This is a genomic window from Mycobacterium sp. 852002-51152_SCH6134967 (genome assembly GCF_001667105.1).
GTDB classification, from domain to species: domain Bacteria; phylum Actinomycetota; class Actinomycetes; order Mycobacteriales; family Mycobacteriaceae; genus Mycobacterium; species Mycobacterium neumannii_A.
The window spans coordinates 64,436-83,131 of the sequence record NZ_LZIK01000038.1 but is presented as its reverse complement, the minus strand read 5'-3'; the positions used below and the strand labels follow the sequence as shown (position 1 = coordinate 83,131).

Sequence of the window (18,696 nt, the reverse complement as noted above, 5' to 3'; positions counted from 1 at the left end):
ATGGACGAGTTGCGCCGCAAGGGCCTCGAGAAGATGAACGAGGTCTACGGCTGGGAGATGCCCAACATCGAGGGTGATCCGTATTTCGACCTCACCGTCGACCACCTCTTCGGCACCATCTGGTCGCGCCCCGGGCTGTCGATGCGCGACAAGCGGATCATGACGCTGACCGCCGTGACCGCCGTCGGGAACTCCGACCTCGCCGAAATCCAGGCCAACGCGGCGCTGGCCAACGGGGAGATGACCGAGGACGAGCTCAAGGAGATGGCCGTCTTCCTGACCCACTACCTCGGGTTCCCGCTGGGCTCCAAGCTCGACGGCGCGGTCAGCAAGGTGATCAAGAACCGCAAGAAGCGTCCGGCGGATGACAAGAAGGCCAATGTGAACGCCGCGGTGAAGATGCATTCCGGTGGGACGGTCCATGACGAGTAGGTATGCGTCCCTGTCGCGGGAAGAACTCGCGGTCCTGCTGCCCGAGCTGCTGCTGATCGGTCAATTGATCGACCGGTCCGGAATGGCCTGGATCATCGCAAATTTCGGCCGCGAGGAGATGTTGCAGGTCGCGATCGAGGAGTGGATGGGCGCCAGCCCGATCTACGCCAAACGCATGCAGCGGGCACTGGACTTCGAGGGTGACGACGTCGTCACGATCTTCAAAGGCATGCAGCTCGACATCGGCGCCCCACCGCAGTTCATGGACTTCCGCTACACCGTGCACGACCGGTGGCACGGCGAGTTCCACCTCGACCACTGCGGCGCGCTGCTCGACGTGGAGCCGATGGGCGAGGACTACGTGCGCGGCATGTGTCACGACATCGAGGACCCGACGTTCGACGCGACCGCGGCCGCCACAAACCGTCGCGCGCAGATCCGTCCGATCCACCGGCCTCCACGCACACCGGCCGACCGGCATCCGCACTGTGCGTGGACGGTCGTGATCGACGAGTCCTATCCCGAGGTGGACGATCACCCGGTGTTGGACGTGATGCGCCGAACCCGCGCCGCCAGAACCGAATTCGATCCAATCAACCGCGATGACGAGGGCCAGTCGGACTACTCGGGACCGCTGGTGTCGGACTTCGACTTCGGGGCGTTCTCACACTCGGCGCTGGTGCGCATTGCCGACGAGGTGACCCTGCAGATGCACTTGCTGAACTTGTCGTTCGTGATCGCGGTGGGCAAGCGCGCGGGCACCAACACCGAACTGGCGACCGAGATCTGCACCAAACAGCTGATCGGCATCGCCGGCATCGCCGCCGAACGCATCCACCGCGCGCTGAGACTGCCCGGCGGCATCGAAGGCGCCGTGCGCACACTGCAGTTGCATCCGATGCTCAACCCGGCGGCCTATGTGGACGCCGAGTTCGGTCCGGATGTGGTGCACGTGCGGCGTTCGGCGGCGCACGAGGACGGCGCGTGGGTGTCGCTGGTGACCCCCGACGAGGTGCGTCCGTTGCAGGCCGCCGTCACGGCGATCGACAAGCATCTCGATGTCGAGGTCACCGGCACCGCCCAGGAGTGGACCGCGCGGGTCGTCGACACGGACAGCGAAGCCAAGGAATTCTCCGAGGTGTCGGTTGTCAGGGTCAGCGGCGGTTCGACATGGGAGTTCGAAGACCGCAAGTCATTGCCGTTGACCGTGCTCTGAGCCTCGTGGTCAGCGGGGCGCACCCGTCTGTTCAGCGCGCGGATCTACCGAGTTCCTCGTACTCCGCACCGAGTGTGCGCATCCTGGCCGCAATGGCAGCGAGGTCGCTGTGTGAGCGCTGGATGATCTCGGCGACCTCGCCTGCGCCCTTGCTGACCACCGGCCACAGCATCTGTTGGCCGGCCGGGGTTTCGGGCGTCGTCGCCGCCGCGTCCAGCACCCACTGACGGACCGCATCGAGCTCACGCCTGCCGGCCGCGACCACCGCGGCCGACCTGTCCACCTCAGCCGCGAGGCGGCGATCCAGGTCGGCCAATGCCCCCAGAGCCCTTGCCTGCCTGGCGTTCCGGTCTCGATAGCCCTCGGCGCCCGCGCCCGTCCAATCCGAACCCGGTGTCGCCGACTCCACCTCGTCCCGCAGGGACTCCAGGCGGGCACTGTGGTCCAGCCCGCCGCCGTCCTGCGGGATGCCCTCACCGAACGTCGCGCGCGCCCGCGCCCACGTCGAGAGGAAGGCATCGACGACACTCACGATCGTGAGTTTACGGCCCACCAGACGGCCGGCCGAGCACCAATTGCGGCGCCTAGCGGGCCGCGGTCGGAGCGGCCACGGACGCGCCGACCCAGCGTCGCAGGTAGCTCCGCAGCTCAGGGCCGCGGCGCGGGGGACGCCCCGGGTCGATGACGAACGACTGGATGATCCGCAGCAGGTGTTCGGCCAGTTCGTCGAGGTCGTGGTCGTCGAACCCCTGCGCGGCCCAGTCAACGTCGAAGCGGCGCAGCATCGAATTGGCGAACTCCAACGCCACATCCGAGGTGACCGTCTGACTGAACTCGCTGGCCCGCGCGGGCATCAGCAACAGTCCCATGTGTTTGTCCTGTGGCAGCCACTCCAGCGCGGTGGCAATGCCCTCGGCGACCGCCTCCTGCGGGTCGGTCAACCCCTGCAGGTGGTCGGCGAGCCGGTCTAGAAAGCCGGTGGCCGCACGCTGTGCTGAGGCCTGAAGCAGCGCGTCGGTGCTCGGAAAGTACCGGTAGACCGTCTGCCGCGTCACCCCGAGTGTGCGCGCGACGTCGCTGATCGAGAACTCGGCACCGCGCGCGTCGATCGCCTTGCCCGCGGCGTCGAGGATTCGGGCCACCGCCTCCTCATCCGTCGACGGCGCCGAGCCGGACCAACCGTGTGTGCGCACGGCGAAAATCCTACTCAGCCCGCCCGGTCAGCCGGTGTAAGAGACCTGCAGGTCCTTGACGCCGTTGATCCAGCCCGACCGAAGGCGCTGAGGCTCACCGGCTTTGGCAATTCCGGGGATCTGGTCGGCGATCTCGTTGAAGATCAGCTTGATCTCCATGCGGGCCAGGTTCGCGCCGATGCAGTAGTGGGCGCCGTTGCCGCCGAAACCGAGGTGCGGATTGGGGTCGCGCGAGATGTCGAACCGGAACGGCTGGTCGAAGACCTCTTCGTCGAAATTGGCCGAGCTGTAGAACAGGCCCACCCGCTGGCCCTCGCGGATCGTGACACCGGCGAGTTCGGTGTCGGCCAGCGCGGTCCGCTGGAAGCAGTGCACGGGGGTGGCCCACCGCACGATCTCGTCGGCCGCGGTCGCGGGCCTGTCGCGCTTGAACAGCTCCCACTGCTCGGGATTCTCGAAGAACGCGTTCATACCGTGGGTCATCGCGTTTCGGGTCGTCTCGTTTCCGGCGACCGCCAGCAGGATCACGAAGAACGCGAACTCCACATCGTCGAGCGACTCCCCGTCGAGGTCGGCCTCGATCAGCCGGGTCACGATGTCGTCGGCCGGGCACCGACGGCGCTCCTCGGCCATCGCGTAGGCGTACCCCATCAGCTCCGCATTGGCGGCGGTCGGATCGGAGTCGAAGTCGGGGTCGTCGGTGTTCATGATCGCGTTGGTCCATCCAAACAACTTCTCGCGATCGGCCTCGGGCACACCGATCAGGTCGGCGATGGCCAGCAGCGGCAGGCGCATCGCGATGTCGTCGACGAAATTGCCACTGCCCTTTTGCTTTGCCTCGGAGACGATTTCGCGTGCGGCGGTCGCCAACCGCTCCTCGAGCGTGGTGATTGCGCGCGGGGTGAACAACCGCGACACGAGTTTGCGCAGCCTCGTGTGTTCGGGCGCGTCGTGGTTGATCAGCAGCGCCTTGGTGAGCTCGAGCTGATCCGAGGTGACGCCCTCGGGAAGGCGCATCACCGCCCCCTTGCGGTTGGTCGACCACAGCTCGCCGTTGCGCGAGATGGCCTTGATGTCCTCGTGGCGGCTGATCACCCAGTAGCCGCCGTCGTCGAAGATCGACTCGGGCTGCTCGTTCCACCACACCGGCGCGGTCTTGCGCAGCTGAGCGAATTCGGTGTCGGGGATACCGCGCAGCAGCACCTCGGGGTCGGTGAAGTCATATCCGGGTCCGAACGGGCATGTGGCCTGCGTCATACACTCGACCATACACTGGTTAGTCAAGTGTATGGCCTAACTAGCGTCGTCGACCGAACCGAGATCGAGACTGCGGTTAGGGTGAGCAGTTGTGCGAGTCCTGGTAATCGGATCCGGTGCCCGTGAACATGCGTTGCTGCTGGCGCTGCGGCGTGACCCGCAGGTCGAAGACTTGTCGATCGCGCCGGGCAATGCGGGTACCGCCGCGATCGCCGACCAGTACGACGTCGATATCACCTCAGGTGAGGCCGTAACCAGGCTGGCGCAGCGGCTGGAGGTCGACCTCGTCGTCATCGGGCCGGAAGTACCGCTGGTGCTCGGCGTCGCCGATGCGGTGCGCAGCGCCGGGATCGCCTGCTTCGGGCCGAGCAAGGACGCGGCCCGCATCGAGGGTTCGAAGGCGTTCGGCAAGGAGCTGATGACGGCCGCCGGTGTGCGCACCGCCAGGAGCGAGGTCGTCGACAACCCCGCTCACCTCGACGCGGCGCTCGACCGCTTCGGCCCCGACAGCGGCGAGGCCGCGTGGGTGGTCAAGGACGACGGTCTGGCCGCGGGCAAGGGTGTGGTGGTCACCACCGATCGCGCGGCCGCCAGGGCTCATGCCGCGGGCCTGCTCGACGCGGGACATCCAGTGCTGCTCGAGTCGTACCTCGACGGGCCCGAGGTGTCGCTGTTCTGCGTCGTCGACGGCGAGACCGTGGTGCCTATGCTGCCCGCGCAGGACTTCAAACGGGTCGGCGACAACGACACCGGCCCCAACACCGGCGGTATGGGGGCGTACGCGCCGCTGCCGTGGCTGCCCGAGGACATGGTCACCCACATCGTCGACGATATCGTGAAACCCGTTGCCACCGAACTGGTCAAGCGCGGTAGTTCGTTCTCGGGGTTGCTCTACGCCGGCCTGTCGATCACGTCACGAGGCCCGGCGGTGATCGAATTCAATTGTCGCTTCGGCGATCCCGAGACCCAGCCGGTGCTGGCCCTGCTGGAGACGCCGCTGGGTCAGCTGCTGTACGCGGCCGCAACGGGCAGCCTCGCCGACGAGCCGCCGCTGCAATGGCGCGACGGCGCCGCCGTGACCGTGGTGTTGGCCGCGGAGAACTACCCGTCTCGCCCGCGTGTCGGCGACGTGATCGCCGGTGCCGAGGTCGACGGTGTGCTGCACGCGGGCACGAGTCGCCGCGAGGACGGTGCCGTCGTGTCCTCGGGAGGCCGCGTGCTCTCCATCGTGGGTACCGGCGCGGATCTGTCGGCAGCGCGTGAGGCCGCCTACCAGGTGATCGAATCGATTCGGCTGCCGGGCAGCCACTTTCGCAGAGACATCGCCCTTGCCGCGGCCGAGGGGCGCATCAGCGTCTAAGACGTCAGCAGCGGGGCCATCCAGGACAGCTCGGCGGGCAGCTGCGCGCTCCAGAACCCGGCATCGTGCCCACCCGGCGAGAAGCCGCCCGCGGGCGGATTCGGCAGCTGCGCGATGAACTCCTTGGTCGCCGAGTAGAACGGATCGCCGGTCCCGCAGTCGATCCGGATCGGAATCGACGCCAACGCGGGCAGGCCCCAAACACTGTTGGTGGCATAGTCTTCCGCGCCGTCGAACGCACCGGGCGCGGCGGCTCCGGGGGACGTCCACAGCGCGGGGCTGACGGCGCAGATCGCGGCGGTGCGGGCGGGGCCGAGCCGCGCCCCGAGCAGCAGCGCCCCGTAGCCGCCCATCGACCAGCCCAGGAAGCCGACTCGTGAGGTGTCCAAACCTTGTGAGCCCAGCATCGGGATCAGCTCGTCGAGCACCATCGCCCCGGAGTCCTCACCGGAGGCCCGCTTGTGCCAGTAGCTTCCACCGCCGTCGACGGCGACGACCGCGAAGGGTGGCAGGCCCGCGGCGACCGCGTCGGCCAAGCCCTGTTCCACACCGCCGGCCATCACACCCGCTGCGTCCTGCCCCTTACCGTGCAGCGCGATGACCGGACGAAGCGGCGCGGTCTGGCCGGGCGGACGGGCGATCGCCCAGTTGGTCTTCTGCCCGCCGCGGGCCGCCGAGACGAAGGACCCGTCGACGTAGGTGGGTGCGGCGGGCGCGGCCGGGGCCGCGGGCGCCATCCGCAGCGCCGCCACTCCGGCGGCCGCGCCGACCCCGAGGCGCAGAAGCGAACGGCGGCTCAGTTCGGGCATGGCGGCCATGATGCCATCGCGGGTTGTCTGCCCGACGAGCGGCGGCTGGCCCGTCGCACCAGAAACACCAGCCCCGACTTCGGTTCGAAAACCTGACGATTAGGCGAAAGCGCGATGGTAGGGCCGCCCGACTGGCAGCATGCTAAAGGTGACGGCAGCGGTCACTCCCAAGGGAGAACGTCGACGCTTTGCGCTGGTCAGCGCCGCTGCCGATCTGCTGTGCGAGGGCGGCTTCGACGCGGTGCGACATCGCGCGGTGGCCCGTCGCGCCGGCCTGCCGCTGGCGTCGACGACCTACTACTTCTCGTCGCTGGACGATCTGATTGCCAGGGCCGTCGAATACGTCGGCGAGCGTGAGGCCGAGCAGTTGCGAGCCCGGGTGGCGATGCTGTCGCGGCGCCGGCGAGGCGCGGAGTCGACCGCCGACATCCTGGTGGATCTATTGGTCGACGATGTGGCGGGGCAACGGGTCAGCGAGCAGCTGATCTCACGCTACGAGCGCTACATCGCGTGCGCGCGCCACCCGATGCTGCGCGACATCCAACGGCGAATCATGCGCCAGCGCACCGATGCCGTCATCGAGGTCATCGAGCGGTCGGGTCGCTCGGTGCGCGCCGAGTACCTCACCGCTTTGGTCAACGCGGTCGACGGTGCGGTGGTGGCGGCGCTCGTCGCCGAGGGTGACGGGCCTCGCGCAACAGCACGCGCAACGCTGATCGACGTGATAGACGTGTTGGCACCAATCGACGAGCGAGTGGCGCAGGTGTGACGTAGTAGGAGGCCGATGAGTACGCCGACCGACACGCAACCGGAACTTCGGCGGGTCATGGGTCCGGGGTTGTTGCTGCTGTTCATCGTCGGTGACATCCTCGGTACCGGTGTCTACGCGCTGACCGGTCAAGTCGCCGGAGAAGTGGGTGGGGCGGCGTGGCTGCCGTTCCTGCTCGCGTTCGCCATCGCCACCGTCACGGCGTTCTCCTATCTGGAGCTTGTCACCAAGTACCCGCAAGCCGCGGGCGCAGCGTTGTACGCGCACAAGGCATTCGGGATCCAGTTCTTCACATTCCTGGTCGCGTTCGTGGTGATGTGTTCCGGTATCACGTCGGCCTCGACCGCATCACAGGCGTTCGCGGCCAACCTGATCAAGGGGTTCGGCCTGGATTGGGGTAAGGCGGGCGTCACGCTCATCGCCCTGAGCTTCATGGCCGTCCTCGCCGCGATCAACCTGCGCGGCGTCAGTGAGAGCGTCAAACTCAACGTCGGCCTGACCATCATCGAGATCAGCGGTCTGCTGCTGGTGATCTTCGTCGGTCTGTGGGCCTTCACCCAGGCCGGCGACCACGACTTCTCACGCATCGTGATGTTCGAAAGCAGCGAGGAACGAAGCACATTCGTCGCGATCACCGCGGCGACCTCGCTTGCCTTCTTCGCCATGGTCGGGTTCGAGGACTCGGTCAACATGGCCGAGGAGACCAAAGACCCCGTCCGGATCTTCCCGAAGGTCTTGTTGACCGGCCTGAGTATCGCGGGTGTCGTGTACATCCTGGTGTCGATCATCGCGGTGGCGATGGTGCCGATCGGCGAACTGAGGGAGAGCAGCACCCCACTGGTGAGCGTGGTCGAGGCCGCCGCACCGGGCCTTCCGATCGACGAGTTGTTCCCGTTCATCACGATGTTCGCGGTTTCGAACACCGCGCTGATCAACATGCTGATGGCCAGCCGGTTGATCTACGGCATGGCACGCCAGCATGTACTTCCGCCGGTTCTGGGCTCGGTGCACCGGACCCGCCACACCCCCTGGGTGGCAATCATTTTCACCACCATCATCGCGTTCGGGCTGATCTTCTACGTCTCGGCGTTCGCGAGCAGCAAGGCGCTCTCGGTGCTCGGCGGCACCACATCGCTGCTGCTGTTGGCGGTGTTCGCGACGGTCAACGTCGCGGTGTTGGTCCTGCGTCGCGATGTCCCCGAGGATGACAGGCACTTCCGAACACCCACGGTCCTGCCCATCATCGGTTTCATCACGTCGGTGTATTTAGTGACGCCCTTGTCGGGCCGCCCGGGCACGCAGTATCTGCTGGGCGGGATCCTGGTGGTGATCGGAATCGTGCTCTTCCTCATCACGATGGTGATCAACAGGCGACTCGGCATCAAGGACGCGGGCATCAACGATCCGACTCAGCTCGCGCAGTCGCCGGACTAACCGCCCAACTGCCTGCGGATCTCGGTCAGCTCGCGTTGAGCTCGCTCGATCAGTTGTTGAACCTGCTCCAGGCGCGGTAACAAGTCGCCGCCCTCGGGGTTGGCCGCCGCACGGGCCCGGGGAGCTGGCGTCAGCCCCGGCGGTAGTGCGGGCGTGACGATGTAGCCGCCTTCGCGGTCGCCGTAGATCGTGACGTCCTCGCGCCGCCGCTCGAAGTACAGCGCGACGTACGCGCAGAGCACCGCGTCGACGGGATCCTCACAAGCGTTCAGCTGGAAGGCTCGATCGCTGGCCTCGATCCGTTTGCGAAGTTCGAGCCAGGCGGGGCTGCTGCGCACGCGAAGCCGCGGTGTCGCGTCGTTCAACCCCTCGATTAGCCCCAGCATTCTTAGCAGCTCGTCCTTGCGCTTGGCGACATCCTTGGCGCGCCGCTTGTACTTGAGCGTCTTGCCGAGTTTGAACAGCGAGATCGTCGCCGCGTGCGGATAGACCTCGATCGCGCGCCGGTCGCCGCGCGACAGCGGGTCGGGATCCAGGCCCAGGCGTCGGCAGAGCACCTCGGCGCGGGGTGGATCGAAGAGACGGTTGCCCGTGTTCGCGGGCTGGGCGGTCGCCTCGAACGGTGCGAAGTCCCGGTTGTAGAACGTCTCGCCGAGCCGATACCCGCTGGGGTTGTTGACGATGAGCGGCGCGTCGATCCCCACGACGCATGGGCCATCGACAAACGGCGCGAGGGCCGCCTCGATGTCGTCGTCGCTGACCGCCGCGCCCACCTGCACGAGCCGTCCGTCGACGTCGAGGACTGCCACCCCGGATTGGTTTCCCTCCGCCCACGCGAGATCGAGCCCAACGAAGTACATGGGACCAGCCTGCACTACCCGGGTCGTAAGCTGAGTGTTTGTGACGATCCCCAACGTGCTGGCCAATCGGTACGCCAGCGAGGACATGGTGGCGATCTGGTCACCGCAAGCCAAAGTCGTCGCGGAGCGCCGGCTGTGGCTCGCGGTGCTTCGCGCCCAGGCGGAACTGGGCGTCGATGTGCCCTCCGGCGTGGTCGACGACTACGAGCGGGTGCTCGAACAGGTCGACCTCGGATCGATCGCCGCCCGCGAGCGCGTGCTGCGCCACGACGTCAAGGCGCGCATCGAGGAGTTCAACGCGCTGGCCGGCCACGAGCACGTGCACAAGGGCATGACGAGTCGCGACTTGACTGAGAACGTCGAGCAGCTCCAGATCCGGCGCTCGCTGGAACTGGTGCACTCCCACGCAGTGGCGGTGGTGGCCCGGCTGGCCGAGCGCGCCGTGCTGTATCGCGACCTGGTGATGGCCGGCCGCAGCCACAACGTCGCGGCACAGGCCACCACACTGGGCAAGCGGTTCGCCTCGGCGGCCGAGGAGTTGCTGATCGCGCTGCAGCGCCTGCGCTCGTTAATCGACCGCTACCCGTTGCGCGGGGTGAAGGGTCCGATGGGCACCGCCCAGGACATGCTCGACCTGTTCGGTGGCGACGCCTCGCGGCTGGCCGAGCTCGAGCGGCGCGTCGCCGAATTCCTGGGGTTCACCGAGATTTTCACCAGTGTCGGGCAGGTGTACCCGCGCTCACTGGACCACGACGTCGTCTCCGCGCTGGTGCAGGTGGGCGCAGGACCGTCGTCGTTGGCGCAGACCATTCGGCTGATGGCCGGCCACGAACTGGTCACCGAGGGCTTCGCACCCGGACAGGTGGGGTCGTCGGCGATGCCGCACAAGATGAACACGCGCTCGTGTGAACGGGTGAACGGGTTGCAGGTGGTGCTGCGCGGCTACGGCTCCATGGCCGCCGAACTGGCTGGCGCGCAATGGAATGAGGGCGACGTGTTCTGCTCGGTGGTGCGCCGCGTGGCGCTGCCGGATGCGTTCTTCGCCGTCGATGGACAGATCGAGACGTTCCTGACGGTGCTCGACGAGTTCGGCGCCTATCCCGCGGTGATTCAGCGCGAGCTGGATCGCTACCTGCCGTTCCTGGCGACGACGCGGATCCTCATCGCCGCGGTCCGTGCCGGGGTGGGCCGCGAAACCGCGCACGAGGTGATCAAGGAGCACGCCGTCGCGGTGGCGTTGGCCATGCGGGAGAAGGGTCAGGAACCCGATCTGCTGGATCGGTTGGCGGCCGATTCGCGGCTGCCGCTGGACCGGCCGGCGCTCGACGCGGCGCTGGCCGACAAGCAGGCGTTCACCGGTGCGGCAGGCGATCAGGTGGACCGCGTGGTTGCGGCGGTCGACGAGTTGGTGAGCCGCTATCCCGAAGCGGCCAAATACACTTCGGGTGCCATCTTGTGACCCTGGGCGGGATCGATTTCACCGATCTGGACAACTTCGCGAACGGTTTTCCCCACGAACTGTTCGCGTTGCATCGGCGCGAGGCCCCGGTGTACTGGCACGAGCCGACCGAGCACACGCCCGACGGCGAGGGATTCTGGTCCGTGGCCACCTATGCCGAAACGCTCGCGGTGTTTCGTGATCCGCAGATCTTCTCGTCGGTGACCGGCGGCTCCCGGCCCTACGGCGGCACGCTGCTGCAGGATCTGGCGATCGCCGGTCAGGTGCTCAACATGATGGACGACCCGCGGCATTCGCAGATCCGGCGGCTGGTCAGCTCCGGCCTGACGCCGCGGATGATCCGCAGGGTCGAAGACGATCTTCGCTCGCGGGCGCGACGCCTGCTGGATTGCGTCTCGCCTGGCGAGCCGTTTGACTTCCTGGTCGACGTGGCGGCCGAGTTGCCGATGCAGATGATCTGCATCCTGCTGGGAGTTCCGGAGTCTGAACGACATTGGCTGTTTCACGCCATCGAGCCGCAGTTCGACTTCGGAGGATCACGAAAAGCGTCTGTCGGCCAGTTGACCGCCGAAGAAGCGGGTTCGCGGATGTACACCTACGGACAGGAGTTGATCGCCGCCAAGCGCGCCTCGCCGACCGACGACATGTTGTCAGTGGTCGCGAACGCCTGCCTGGACGGCGCCGAGGACGACGGTGCGCTATCCGACCTGGAGCTTTACCTGTTCTTCAGCCTGTTGTTCAGTGCGGGTGCCGAGACGACACGCAACGCGGTGGCGGGCGGCCTGCTGGCGTTGATCGAGAACCCCGACTCGCTGACCGCGCTGCGCGGCGACTTCGCGTTGCTGGGTTCGGCGGTCGAGGAGATGGTGCGCTGGTCGTCGCCCTCACCGTCCAAGCGGCGCACCGCAACTCGCGACGTGACGTTGGGGGGATGCGAGATCGAGGCCGGGCAGAAGGTCCAGATCTGGGAGGGTTCGGCCAATCGCGACGATGCGGTGTTCACCGAACCCGACGTGTTCGACATCGCGCGTCAGCCCAATCCGCACCTGGGCTTCGGCCAGGGTGTGCACTACTGTCTGGGCGCGAACCTGGCGCGGCTCGAGCTACGTGTGTTGTTCGAAGAGTTGCTGACCCGCTTCTCCGAAGCCCGTCTGGTCAAACCCGTCGAATGGACGCGGAGCAATCGGCACACCGGTATCCGCCATCTGGTAGTCGAGCTGCGGTGAGCGGCTGGCGGTGAGGCCCGACGCGTTCGCGTTCGTGATGGCGACCGGTATCGTCTCCATCGCCGCGGTCGACCACGGTTTGACGTACGTCAGTGGCGCTCTGGCCGTGCTGGCTGTCCTTGCGTTGCTGGTTCTCGTTGCTGCAGCTGTGGTTTCGTGGCTTCGGCGGCCGCCCGATTTGTCTGACCTCGATGTGACAATCGGCTTGTTCACGTTCGTGGCGGCGTGTGCGGTGCTCGACAGCCGGTTGATGGCGAACTCGGCGATCATGTGGGCTCTGGCCGTACCTGCCGCGCTGGTGTGGTCGGTGTTGATCGTCCTGACAGCGCGCAACTTCGCGAGTCGGTCCTGGACGGAACTGCAGGGGCGGGCACGCGGGGCGTGGGAACTGTGCAGCGTCGGCTCGTCCGGTTTGGCGATCGTCGCGGTCGCCCTTGCGCACGACACGGGGTGGCATGCCTTACTGCTGATCGCCGTCGCGATATGGATCGTTGCCCTCGCGATTTACGGGGTCATGACCGCGCTGATCCTGGCGCGTGCGTTCGCTGCGCGTCTGGATCCCGGTGGGTTCGAGCCCGACGCGTGGATATTGATGGGTGGGCTCGCGATCGCGACGTTGGCGGGCGACCACATCCATCGCGCAGGCATCGACGCCGTTCTTGGGGCGACCGTCGCGACGTGGTGTCTGGCGTCGGCATGGATTCCGCCGCTCGTGTACTTCGCTGTGCGGCACCTCGGACGGCCGGATGCCCGGCGGTTCGCCGGCGTGTGGTGGGCGATGGTCTTCCCGCTGGGCATGTACTCGGCGGCCTGCCACGCCATGGCGGTAGAGACCGGATGGCATGGCCTGCCGACGATTTCGCTGGTGTTCTTCTGGATAGCGTTTGCTGCGTGGATCGCTGTCTCGATCGCCGGAGTGCTGCGAGTGAGCGCGCGGTTCCGCCACCTACCCTCGGGGCATGGACATCGATGACGCGAACGTGCGGATATCTGACACCGACCGCGATCACGTGAGGCAACTGCTCGAACGGGCAGTCGGCCAAGGCATGCTCACGCTCGATGAGTTCAGCGAGCGGATCGACGCCGTGCTTGCCGCGCGGACCCGCGGCGAGCTGCGCAAGGTGATCGCCGACCTGCCCTCGACGGATGCGATGCAGCCCGTTGCGGTCGGAGGCGAACAGCTGCGCGGTCGGATGTCGTCGATCTCGCGACGTGGACCGTGGACGGTACCTGCGCGCATCGACCTCAATACCCGGATGTGCGACACCACGCTCGACTTCACCGCCGCGACGTTGCAGAGCCCGACCGTCGTCCTGGACATCGATGACTACCTCAGCTCGACGGAGCTGATCCTGCCCGACGGCGCCACCGCCGACCTCAACGGCGTCGAGACATTCGCAGGCAGCACCACTCTCAAGGTGCCGTACGGCCCGCCCTCGCAGAAGCTGCATCTCGTAGCGCGCGGCCGGGTGCGATTCGGGTCGGTGACTGCGCGCTATCCGTTCGGTCACACGTTACGGCGCATGTTGGGATGAGGGTTGTTGACTGGTCGCGGCGGCCACCTCGGCGATCACCCGCTCGGGATACGCCGTCAAGTCAAGCCAGGTGAAACGCAACACTTTCCAGTTCAACAGCGCGATCACGTTCTGCCGGTTGCGGTCGATCTGGAATGCCTCGCTGTCGGTGTGGAACGCCCAACCGTCGACCTCGATCGTCACCTTCGCTCGGGTGAATGCGACGTCCACCTTGTAGCCACCGACGGGATGGTTCGTCTTCCAGCCGGTGAATCCGGCGTCGCGCAGGAGCTTGACGAAGAGTCGTTCGGCTTCGGAACGCGCACCGTCTTCGGCCGCACGAAGGAGTCGCCGTGCGGCCGGTGAACCGTGTCTGCCCTTGTTGCGCAGGTGCGCGCGCCACAGTTGGGCGAGCTCGAGATGACGCTGCAGGGCGGCGTCCATCAGTTTCGGTCCGCCGCCGCGTCGGACCGCGGCTTCGATCACGGTCAGCGGCATGGCGGTGACCCGCAGCCCGGCCCGCTCGACGACGTCACGGGGTGACAAATCGCGCCGACGCAGCCGCGCGCCGGGTCTCGGTCGGTAGTTGCTCACCCGCGGAACCGTGATCTCGACTTTGTCCGGGGCGAACCGGGTGATCTCGTGCCACCATGCCGCCGCCAATCCGCTGGCTGTCGCTCGCGGACCGAGAGACCACACGGCAGCCCTGATGCGTGCGGAGTCGGTGAAGGCTCGGTCATTGGCGAAGAACACCCCAGGCGAACACCGAAGCCAATGGCCCGATCGCACACGTCGATTTACCGCGTGCCTGCTGAGGCCGCACTGTCGAGCCTGCGCCAGCGTGATCACACCGTCGTGCTGCCGAAGATGGTCGTCGAGCATGTTCCAGTTCGACGCATCGGCGCCTCCGGACGGTTCCCTCGGAGCGATTTGTGCACATCCGGGAGCGGTGAGCGCTCCTCGATGTGCACAAATCGCGGCGGCGGAGCCGGTTAGAGGTGGCGGGCGACGCCTGACGAGCGCAACTCCAGCGCCGCGAGGCCGCGGATCGCGTCGGCATCGTGCAGACGCCACGCCTCGACGGGATCGGCGTGCACGGCGACCAGCTTGGCCAGCGGCCGGTTCGCGAGCGCTCGCAACGCCAACAGCTGCTCACCGGCGGGGGTGCGGGCCAGCGTGATCGCGGTCCATTTACGGCGGAAGAAGCGCAGCCGAAGGTACAGCCACGGCATCGCGACGAACAGGATCGGCGGTGCGGCGACCGCCAGCGCCAGTACCCACGCCAACCACGACGCCGTGGTGTCGAGGCTGTGACCGGCGCCTGCGATGTCGAGTGCTGCCTCGCTGGCCGCGCGCAACGGCTTGCTGAGCGCATCGCCGATCAGCGGGAAGTCGTCGGTGCGCTCGCCGGCCGCATCGAGGTTGTCGGCGACACCGTTGGCGCCGGTCTCGACCTGGCGGCCCACCGCCGCGATCGTGGAGACCGCTGAATGCACAGCCATGCCGACCAGCACCCACACCGTGGTCCAGGCGACCACCACGAAGTCACTGACGAGCTGGGCCAAGATCCGCGTCGGCGTGGTGGCATAGGGGATAAAGCGCGAAGTCATGGAACTAGATGCTGCCCGATAGGCTGGCCCGATGCGCCCCGCTCTGTCCGACTACCAGCATCTGGCCAGCGGCAAGGTTCGCGAACTGTATCGCGTGGACGACGAGACGCTGCTCTTCGTGGCCAGCGACCGCATCTCCGCCTACGACTACGTCCTCGACTCGCAGATCCCCGACAAGGGCCGCATCCTGACGGCGATGAGCGTGTTCTTCTTCGACCTGTTGAGCCGGAGCGCAGGCACGCCCAATCACCTCGCCGGTCCACCCGACGACGAGCGCATCCCCGCCGACGTGCTCGGCCGCGCGCTGGTGGTACAGGAGCTCGAGATGTTGCCGGTGGAGGCGGTGGCCCGCGGCTACCTCACCGGCTCGGGGCTGATCGACTATCAGAAGACGGGCGCGGTATGCGGTATCCCGCTTCCCGCCGGGCTGGTCGAGGCCAGCAGGTTTGACGAGCCGCTGTTCACCCCCGCGACCAAAGCCGAACTGGGCCAACACGATGAGAACATCTCGTTCGACGACGTGGTCAAGCTGATCGGTGAGCAGCTGGCCGAACAACTGCGCGATCGGACACTGGAGACTTACCGCCGCGGCGCCGAGCATGCTCTGACGACGGGGATCATCGTCGCCGACACCAAGTTCGAGTTCGGCGTGGACGAGGACGGTGAACTGCGACTGGCCGACGAGGTGTTCACCCCCGACTCGAGCAGGTACTGGCGGGCCGACGACTGGAAAGAAGGCGTCGTGCAGAACAGCTTCGACAAGCAGTTCGTCCGCAACTGGCTCACCTCTGAAGAGTCGGGATGGGACCGCGGCGGCGATACCCCTCCGCCACCGTTGCCGCCGGACGTCGTCGAATCCACTCGCGCCCGCTACATCGAGGCCTACGAACGCATTTCGGGTCTGAAGTTCGATGACTGGATCGGTGCATGAGCGACGCTTGCGGAGCGAATCAACAGATGATGAAGCCGCCGGTGGCCAAGCGCGTCGACACCCGGCGTGAGCATCACGGCGACGTGTTCCTCGATCCCTACGAGTGGCTGCGCGACAAGACCAGCCCCGAGGTGATCGCGCATCTGGAGGCCGAGAACGCCTACACCGAGCATGTCACCGAGCACCTTGCGTCCCTGCGACAGGCCATCTTCGACGAGATCAAGGCTCGCACCAAGGAGACCGACCTCTCTGTACCGACCAGGCGCGACGCGTGGTGGTACTACGGCCGCAGCTTCGAGGGCAAGCAGTACAGCGTGCACTGCCGTTGCCCTGTCGCCGATCTCGACGACTGGACGCCCCCGGTGCTCGACGAGAACACCGAGATCCCCGGCGAACAGGTGCTGCTGGACGAGAACGTCGAGGCCGAAGGCCACGAGTTCTTCTCGCTCGGCGCCGCCTCGGTCAGCTTGGACGGCAACATCCTCGCCTACTCGGTCGACCTCAAAGGGGACGAGCGGTACACGCTGCGGTTCAAGGACTTACGCACCGGTGAACTGTACGAGGACACCATCGCCGGTATCGGTCCGGGCGCGACGTGGGCGGCCGACAACCGCGCGCTCTACTACTCGACCCTCGACGAGGCGTGGCGCCCGGACACCATCTGGCGACACCGCCTCGGCTCGGGCCAGCCCGCGCAGAAGGTCTACAACGAACCCGACGAACGGTACTGGCTCGGCGTCGGGCGCACCCGCAGCGACAAGTACGTCATCATCGCCGCCGGCAGCGCCGTCACCTCCGAGGTGCGCTACGCGGACGCGACCGACCCGGACGCCGAATTCACGATCGTCTGGCCGCGCCGCGACTTCGTCGAGTACTCCGTCGAGCACGCCGTCGTGGGCGGCGAGGACCGGTTTCTCATCCTGCACAACGACGGTGCCGAGAACTTCACCCTGGTCGAGGTGCCAGTCGGCGACCCCACTGCGGTGCGTACCCTGATCGAACACCGCGCCGACGTCCGCCTCGATTCGGTCGACGCTTTCGAAAAGCACCTCGTCGTCAGCTACCGCAGTGAGGCGCTGCCGAGGATCCAGCTCTGGCCCCTCCATCCCGGCGGCGAATACGGCAGTCCCGAAGACTTCACCTTCGAATCCGAGCTGACGTCGGCGGGACTGAGCGCCAACCCCAACTGGAGCGCACCCAAACTACGCATCGGCTCCACCTCCTACACCACCCCGGTGCGCATCTACGACGTCGACCTGGCCACCGGCGAACGGACGCTGCTACGCGAACAGCCCGTGCTCGGCGACTACCGGCCCGAAGACTATGTGGAGCGGCGTGATTGGGCGACCGCGCCGGACGGTGTGCGGATACCGATCTCGATCGTGCACAAGATCGGCTTGCAGTATCCGGCGCCCACGCTGCTGTACGGCTACGGCGCCTACGAGGCCTGCGAAGATCCGCGGTTCTCCATCGCGCGACTGTCGTTGCTCGACCGTGGAATGGTGTTCGCGGTCGCGCACGTCCGGGGCGGCGGCGAACTCGGCCGGCCATGGTATGAGCACGGCAAGATGCTCGAGAAGAAGAACAGCTTCACCGATTTCATCGCCGCCGCACAGCATCTCGTGCACACCGACGTCACCCGGCCGGAGAACCTGGTGGCCTACGGGGGCAGCGCGGGCGGTCTGCTCGTCGGCGCCGTTGCCAACATGGCTCCGGAGCTGTTCGCCGGCGTTCTCGCGGTGGTGCCGTTCGTCGACCCGCTCACCACGATCCTCGACCCGTCGCTGCCGCTGACGGTCACCGAGTGGGACGAGTGGGGAAACCCGTTGGAGAACAAGGACGTCTACGAGTACATGAAGTCCTACTCGCCCTACGAGAACGTCGAGACGAGGGATTACCCGCGCATACTTGCCATGACGTCGCTCAACGACACCCGGGTGTACTACGTCGAACCGGCGAAATGGGTGGCCGCGCTCCGCCATGCCAAGACCGACAGTCATCCCGTGCTGCTGAAGACGGAGATGAATGCCGGCCACGGCGGTATCAGCGGGCGATACGAACGCTGGAAGGAAACCGCATTCCAGTACGCGTGGCTACTGGACGCTGCCCAGGCCGATCACCAGCGCCGCCCCTAGGAACACGATCTGCTCGACGGTGCGCAGATTTAGCCGGGTCGTCATCGACTTCGGCGGGTCGGGCATCCGTGCCGCGTAGACGTTGGCCGGGAACATCGCGATCATCAGCACGAAAAGACCGACCGCTGCGGTGGCGCGGGTGGGCGGATAGAGCAGACCCACCGCGCCGACGAGTTCGAGCACACCGGTGACGGTGACCAGCAGCGCGGGGGCGGGTAATCGTGGCGGAACGATTGCGATCATGTCGCGGCGCAGCGGGTTGACGAAGTGCGCGACGCCGGTGAGCGCGAACATCGCGGCCAGTCCGACGGCGATCGCCGACGGCCAGCTGTCGACGTAGTCCACGCCCGACAAGCCGACCAGCCGGGCGCCGAGCGTCCCGACTATCAGCGTGACCAGTACAGCCATGACGAACTCCAATCTTGACAGTGACTAGTTGCCAAGGTAGGCACCCATCTAGCCAGTGTCAAGATTTTGGCTATGATGGCCGC

The 18,696-nt window shown here is 66.7% G+C and carries 19 protein-coding genes; 11 read left to right on the top strand and 8 right to left on the bottom strand.

Annotation, left to right across the window (positions count from 1 at the left end; all coding sequences use genetic code 11):
* Both A5790_RS12655 and A5790_RS12650 read left to right on the top strand, forming a co-directional pair.
* Nucleotides 1–432, top strand: coding sequence for a carboxymuconolactone decarboxylase family protein (locus tag A5790_RS12655; protein ID WP_066844384.1), 432 nt, complete (start codon nt 1–3; stop codon nt 430–432).
* A complete protein-coding gene (locus A5790_RS12650; RefSeq protein ID WP_066844381.1) occupies nt 422–1,648 on the top strand; it encodes a hypothetical protein in 1,227 nt (408 codons plus the stop codon). The genes A5790_RS12655 and A5790_RS12650 overlap by 11 nt, the downstream gene beginning before the upstream one ends.
* Before the next feature lie 31 nt (nt 1,649–1,679).
* Here A5790_RS12650 and A5790_RS12645 read toward each other — a convergent pair whose 3' ends face one another.
* Genes A5790_RS12645 through A5790_RS12635 form a run of 3 tightly spaced genes read right to left on the bottom strand, consistent with a single transcriptional unit; the run spans nt 1,680 to nt 4,098 of the window.
* Nucleotides 1,680–2,180, bottom strand: a complete 501-nt coding sequence (locus tag A5790_RS12645; protein WP_066844502.1) for an EspA/EspE family type VII secretion system effector — start codon at nt 2,178–2,180, stop codon at nt 1,680–1,682.
* A 52-nt stretch (nt 2,181–2,232) separates the two neighbouring features.
* Complete coding sequence (locus A5790_RS12640; protein WP_066844379.1) at nt 2,233–2,841, bottom strand: TetR/AcrR family transcriptional regulator; 609 nt, start codon at nt 2,839–2,841, stop codon at nt 2,233–2,235.
* 27 nt (nt 2,842–2,868) lie between these two features.
* Nucleotides 2,869–4,098 carry a cytochrome P450 gene (locus A5790_RS12635; RefSeq protein WP_066844500.1) on the bottom strand — a complete coding sequence of 410 codons (1,230 nt, stop codon included), beginning with the start codon at nt 4,096–4,098 and terminating at the stop codon, nt 2,869–2,871.
* Between the two features lie 91 nt (nt 4,099–4,189).
* On the opposite strand from A5790_RS12635, the gene purD reads away from it, so the two are divergent.
* Nucleotides 4,190–5,458, top strand: coding sequence for a phosphoribosylamine--glycine ligase (gene purD / locus A5790_RS12630; protein WP_066844377.1), 1,269 nt, complete (start codon nt 4,190–4,192; stop codon nt 5,456–5,458).
* On the opposite strand, the gene A5790_RS12625 is transcribed toward purD, so the two are convergent.
* Complete coding sequence (locus A5790_RS12625; RefSeq protein WP_197696778.1) at nt 5,455–6,279, bottom strand: alpha/beta hydrolase family protein; 825 nt, start codon at nt 6,277–6,279, stop codon at nt 5,455–5,457. The two genes, purD and A5790_RS12625, sit on opposite strands and share 4 nt — an antisense overlap.
* A 127-nt stretch (nt 6,280–6,406) precedes the next feature.
* Here A5790_RS12625 and A5790_RS12620 point away from each other — a divergent pair, with 127 nt between their 5' ends.
* Nucleotides 6,407–7,036 (top strand): TetR/AcrR family transcriptional regulator, encoded by a 630-nt coding sequence (locus A5790_RS12620; RefSeq protein ID WP_064395196.1) that lies wholly within the window; start codon nt 6,407–6,409, stop codon nt 7,034–7,036.
* A gap of 15 nt (nt 7,037–7,051) precedes the next feature.
* Entirely contained in the window at nt 7,052–8,470 is a 1,419-nt protein-coding gene (locus A5790_RS12615; protein ID WP_066844366.1) for an APC family permease, read from the top strand.
* Here the strand turns inward: A5790_RS12615 and A5790_RS12610 are convergent.
* Complete coding sequence (locus tag A5790_RS12610; RefSeq protein WP_066844363.1) at nt 8,467–9,330, bottom strand: DUF429 domain-containing protein; 864 nt, start codon at nt 9,328–9,330, stop codon at nt 8,467–8,469. The two genes, A5790_RS12615 and A5790_RS12610, sit on opposite strands and share 4 nt — an antisense overlap.
* 40 nt (nt 9,331–9,370) lie before the next feature.
* Here A5790_RS12610 and purB point away from each other — a divergent pair, with 40 nt between their 5' ends.
* Genes purB through A5790_RS12590 form a run of 4 tightly spaced genes read left to right on the top strand, consistent with a single transcriptional unit; the run spans nt 9,371 to nt 13,550 of the window.
* On the top strand, nt 9,371–10,789 hold the full coding sequence (gene purB, locus A5790_RS12605) for an adenylosuccinate lyase (protein ID WP_066844360.1): 1,419 nt from the start codon (nt 9,371–9,373) through the stop codon (nt 10,787–10,789).
* Complete coding sequence (locus A5790_RS12600; RefSeq protein WP_066844357.1) at nt 10,786–12,015, top strand: cytochrome P450; 1,230 nt, start codon at nt 10,786–10,788, stop codon at nt 12,013–12,015. The genes purB and A5790_RS12600 overlap by 4 nt, the downstream gene beginning before the upstream one ends.
* A gap of 10 nt (nt 12,016–12,025) precedes the next feature.
* Nucleotides 12,026–12,988: a tellurite resistance/C4-dicarboxylate transporter family protein gene (locus A5790_RS12595; RefSeq protein WP_369829785.1), complete on the top strand. Its 963-nt coding sequence runs from the start codon at nt 12,026–12,028 to the stop codon at nt 12,986–12,988.
* Nucleotides 12,975–13,550, top strand: coding sequence for a DUF1707 domain-containing protein (locus tag A5790_RS12590; protein WP_066844355.1), 576 nt, complete (start codon nt 12,975–12,977; stop codon nt 13,548–13,550). Before A5790_RS12595 ends, A5790_RS12590 begins: the two co-directional genes overlap by 14 nt.
* Here the strand turns inward: A5790_RS12590 and A5790_RS12585 are convergent.
* Nucleotides 13,530–14,411 carry a type IV toxin-antitoxin system AbiEi family antitoxin domain-containing protein gene (locus tag A5790_RS12585; protein ID WP_066844354.1) on the bottom strand — a complete coding sequence of 294 codons (882 nt, stop codon included), beginning with the start codon at nt 14,409–14,411 and terminating at the stop codon, nt 13,530–13,532. The two genes, A5790_RS12590 and A5790_RS12585, sit on opposite strands and share 21 nt — an antisense overlap.
* Before the next feature lie 110 nt (nt 14,412–14,521).
* Nucleotides 14,522–15,139, bottom strand: a complete 618-nt coding sequence (locus tag A5790_RS12580; RefSeq protein WP_064395203.1) for a hypothetical protein — start codon at nt 15,137–15,139, stop codon at nt 14,522–14,524.
* 31 nt (nt 15,140–15,170) lie between these two features.
* On the opposite strand from A5790_RS12580, the gene A5790_RS12575 reads away from it, so the two are divergent.
* Together A5790_RS12575 and A5790_RS12570 are read left to right on the top strand one after the other, a co-directional pair.
* Nucleotides 15,171–16,070: a phosphoribosylaminoimidazolesuccinocarboxamide synthase gene (locus A5790_RS12575; protein ID WP_066844352.1), complete on the top strand. Its 900-nt coding sequence runs from the start codon at nt 15,171–15,173 to the stop codon at nt 16,068–16,070.
* 29 nt (nt 16,071–16,099) lie between these two features.
* Complete coding sequence (locus tag A5790_RS12570; RefSeq protein ID WP_066844495.1) at nt 16,100–18,205, top strand: S9 family peptidase; 2,106 nt, start codon at nt 16,100–16,102, stop codon at nt 18,203–18,205.
* Here the strand turns inward: A5790_RS12570 and A5790_RS12565 are convergent.
* Complete coding sequence (locus A5790_RS12565) at nt 18,164–18,613, bottom strand: DoxX family protein (RefSeq protein WP_066844350.1); 450 nt, start codon at nt 18,611–18,613, stop codon at nt 18,164–18,166. The genes A5790_RS12570 and A5790_RS12565 overlap by 42 nt on opposite strands.
* Between the last annotated feature and the right edge of the window lie 83 nt (nt 18,614–18,696).

What these genes read in the sequence shown, in the direction of transcription:
- A5790_RS12575 (WP_066844352.1), top strand. Translation starts at nt 15,171, where the DNA reads ATGCGCCCCGCTCTGTCCGACTACCAGCATCTGGCCAGCGGCAAGGTT.
- A5790_RS12585 (WP_066844354.1), bottom strand. Translation starts at nt 14,411, where the DNA reads ATGCTCGACGACCATCTTCGGCAGCACGACGGTGTGATCACGCTGGCG.
- A5790_RS12590 (WP_066844355.1), top strand. Translation starts at nt 12,975, where the DNA reads ATGGACATCGATGACGCGAACGTGCGGATATCTGACACCGACCGCGAT.
- A5790_RS12565 (WP_066844350.1), bottom strand. Translation starts at nt 18,613, where the DNA reads ATGGCTGTACTGGTCACGCTGATAGTCGGGACGCTCGGCGCCCGGCTG.
- A5790_RS12650 (WP_066844381.1), top strand. Translation starts at nt 422, where the DNA reads ATGACGAGTAGGTATGCGTCCCTGTCGCGGGAAGAACTCGCGGTCCTG.
- A5790_RS12610 (WP_066844363.1), bottom strand. Translation starts at nt 9,330, where the DNA reads ATGTACTTCGTTGGGCTCGATCTCGCGTGGGCGGAGGGAAACCAATCC.
- A5790_RS12655 (WP_066844384.1), top strand. Translation starts at nt 1, where the DNA reads ATGGACGAGTTGCGCCGCAAGGGCCTCGAGAAGATGAACGAGGTCTAC.
- A5790_RS12620 (WP_064395196.1), top strand. Translation starts at nt 6,407, where the DNA reads ATGCTAAAGGTGACGGCAGCGGTCACTCCCAAGGGAGAACGTCGACGC.
- A5790_RS12635 (WP_066844500.1), bottom strand. Translation starts at nt 4,098, where the DNA reads ATGACGCAGGCCACATGCCCGTTCGGACCCGGATATGACTTCACCGAC.
- A5790_RS12570 (WP_066844495.1), top strand. Translation starts at nt 16,100, where the DNA reads ATGAAGCCGCCGGTGGCCAAGCGCGTCGACACCCGGCGTGAGCATCAC.
- A5790_RS12615 (WP_066844366.1), top strand. Translation starts at nt 7,052, where the DNA reads ATGAGTACGCCGACCGACACGCAACCGGAACTTCGGCGGGTCATGGGT.
- A5790_RS12580 (WP_064395203.1), bottom strand. Translation starts at nt 15,139, where the DNA reads ATGACTTCGCGCTTTATCCCCTATGCCACCACGCCGACGCGGATCTTG.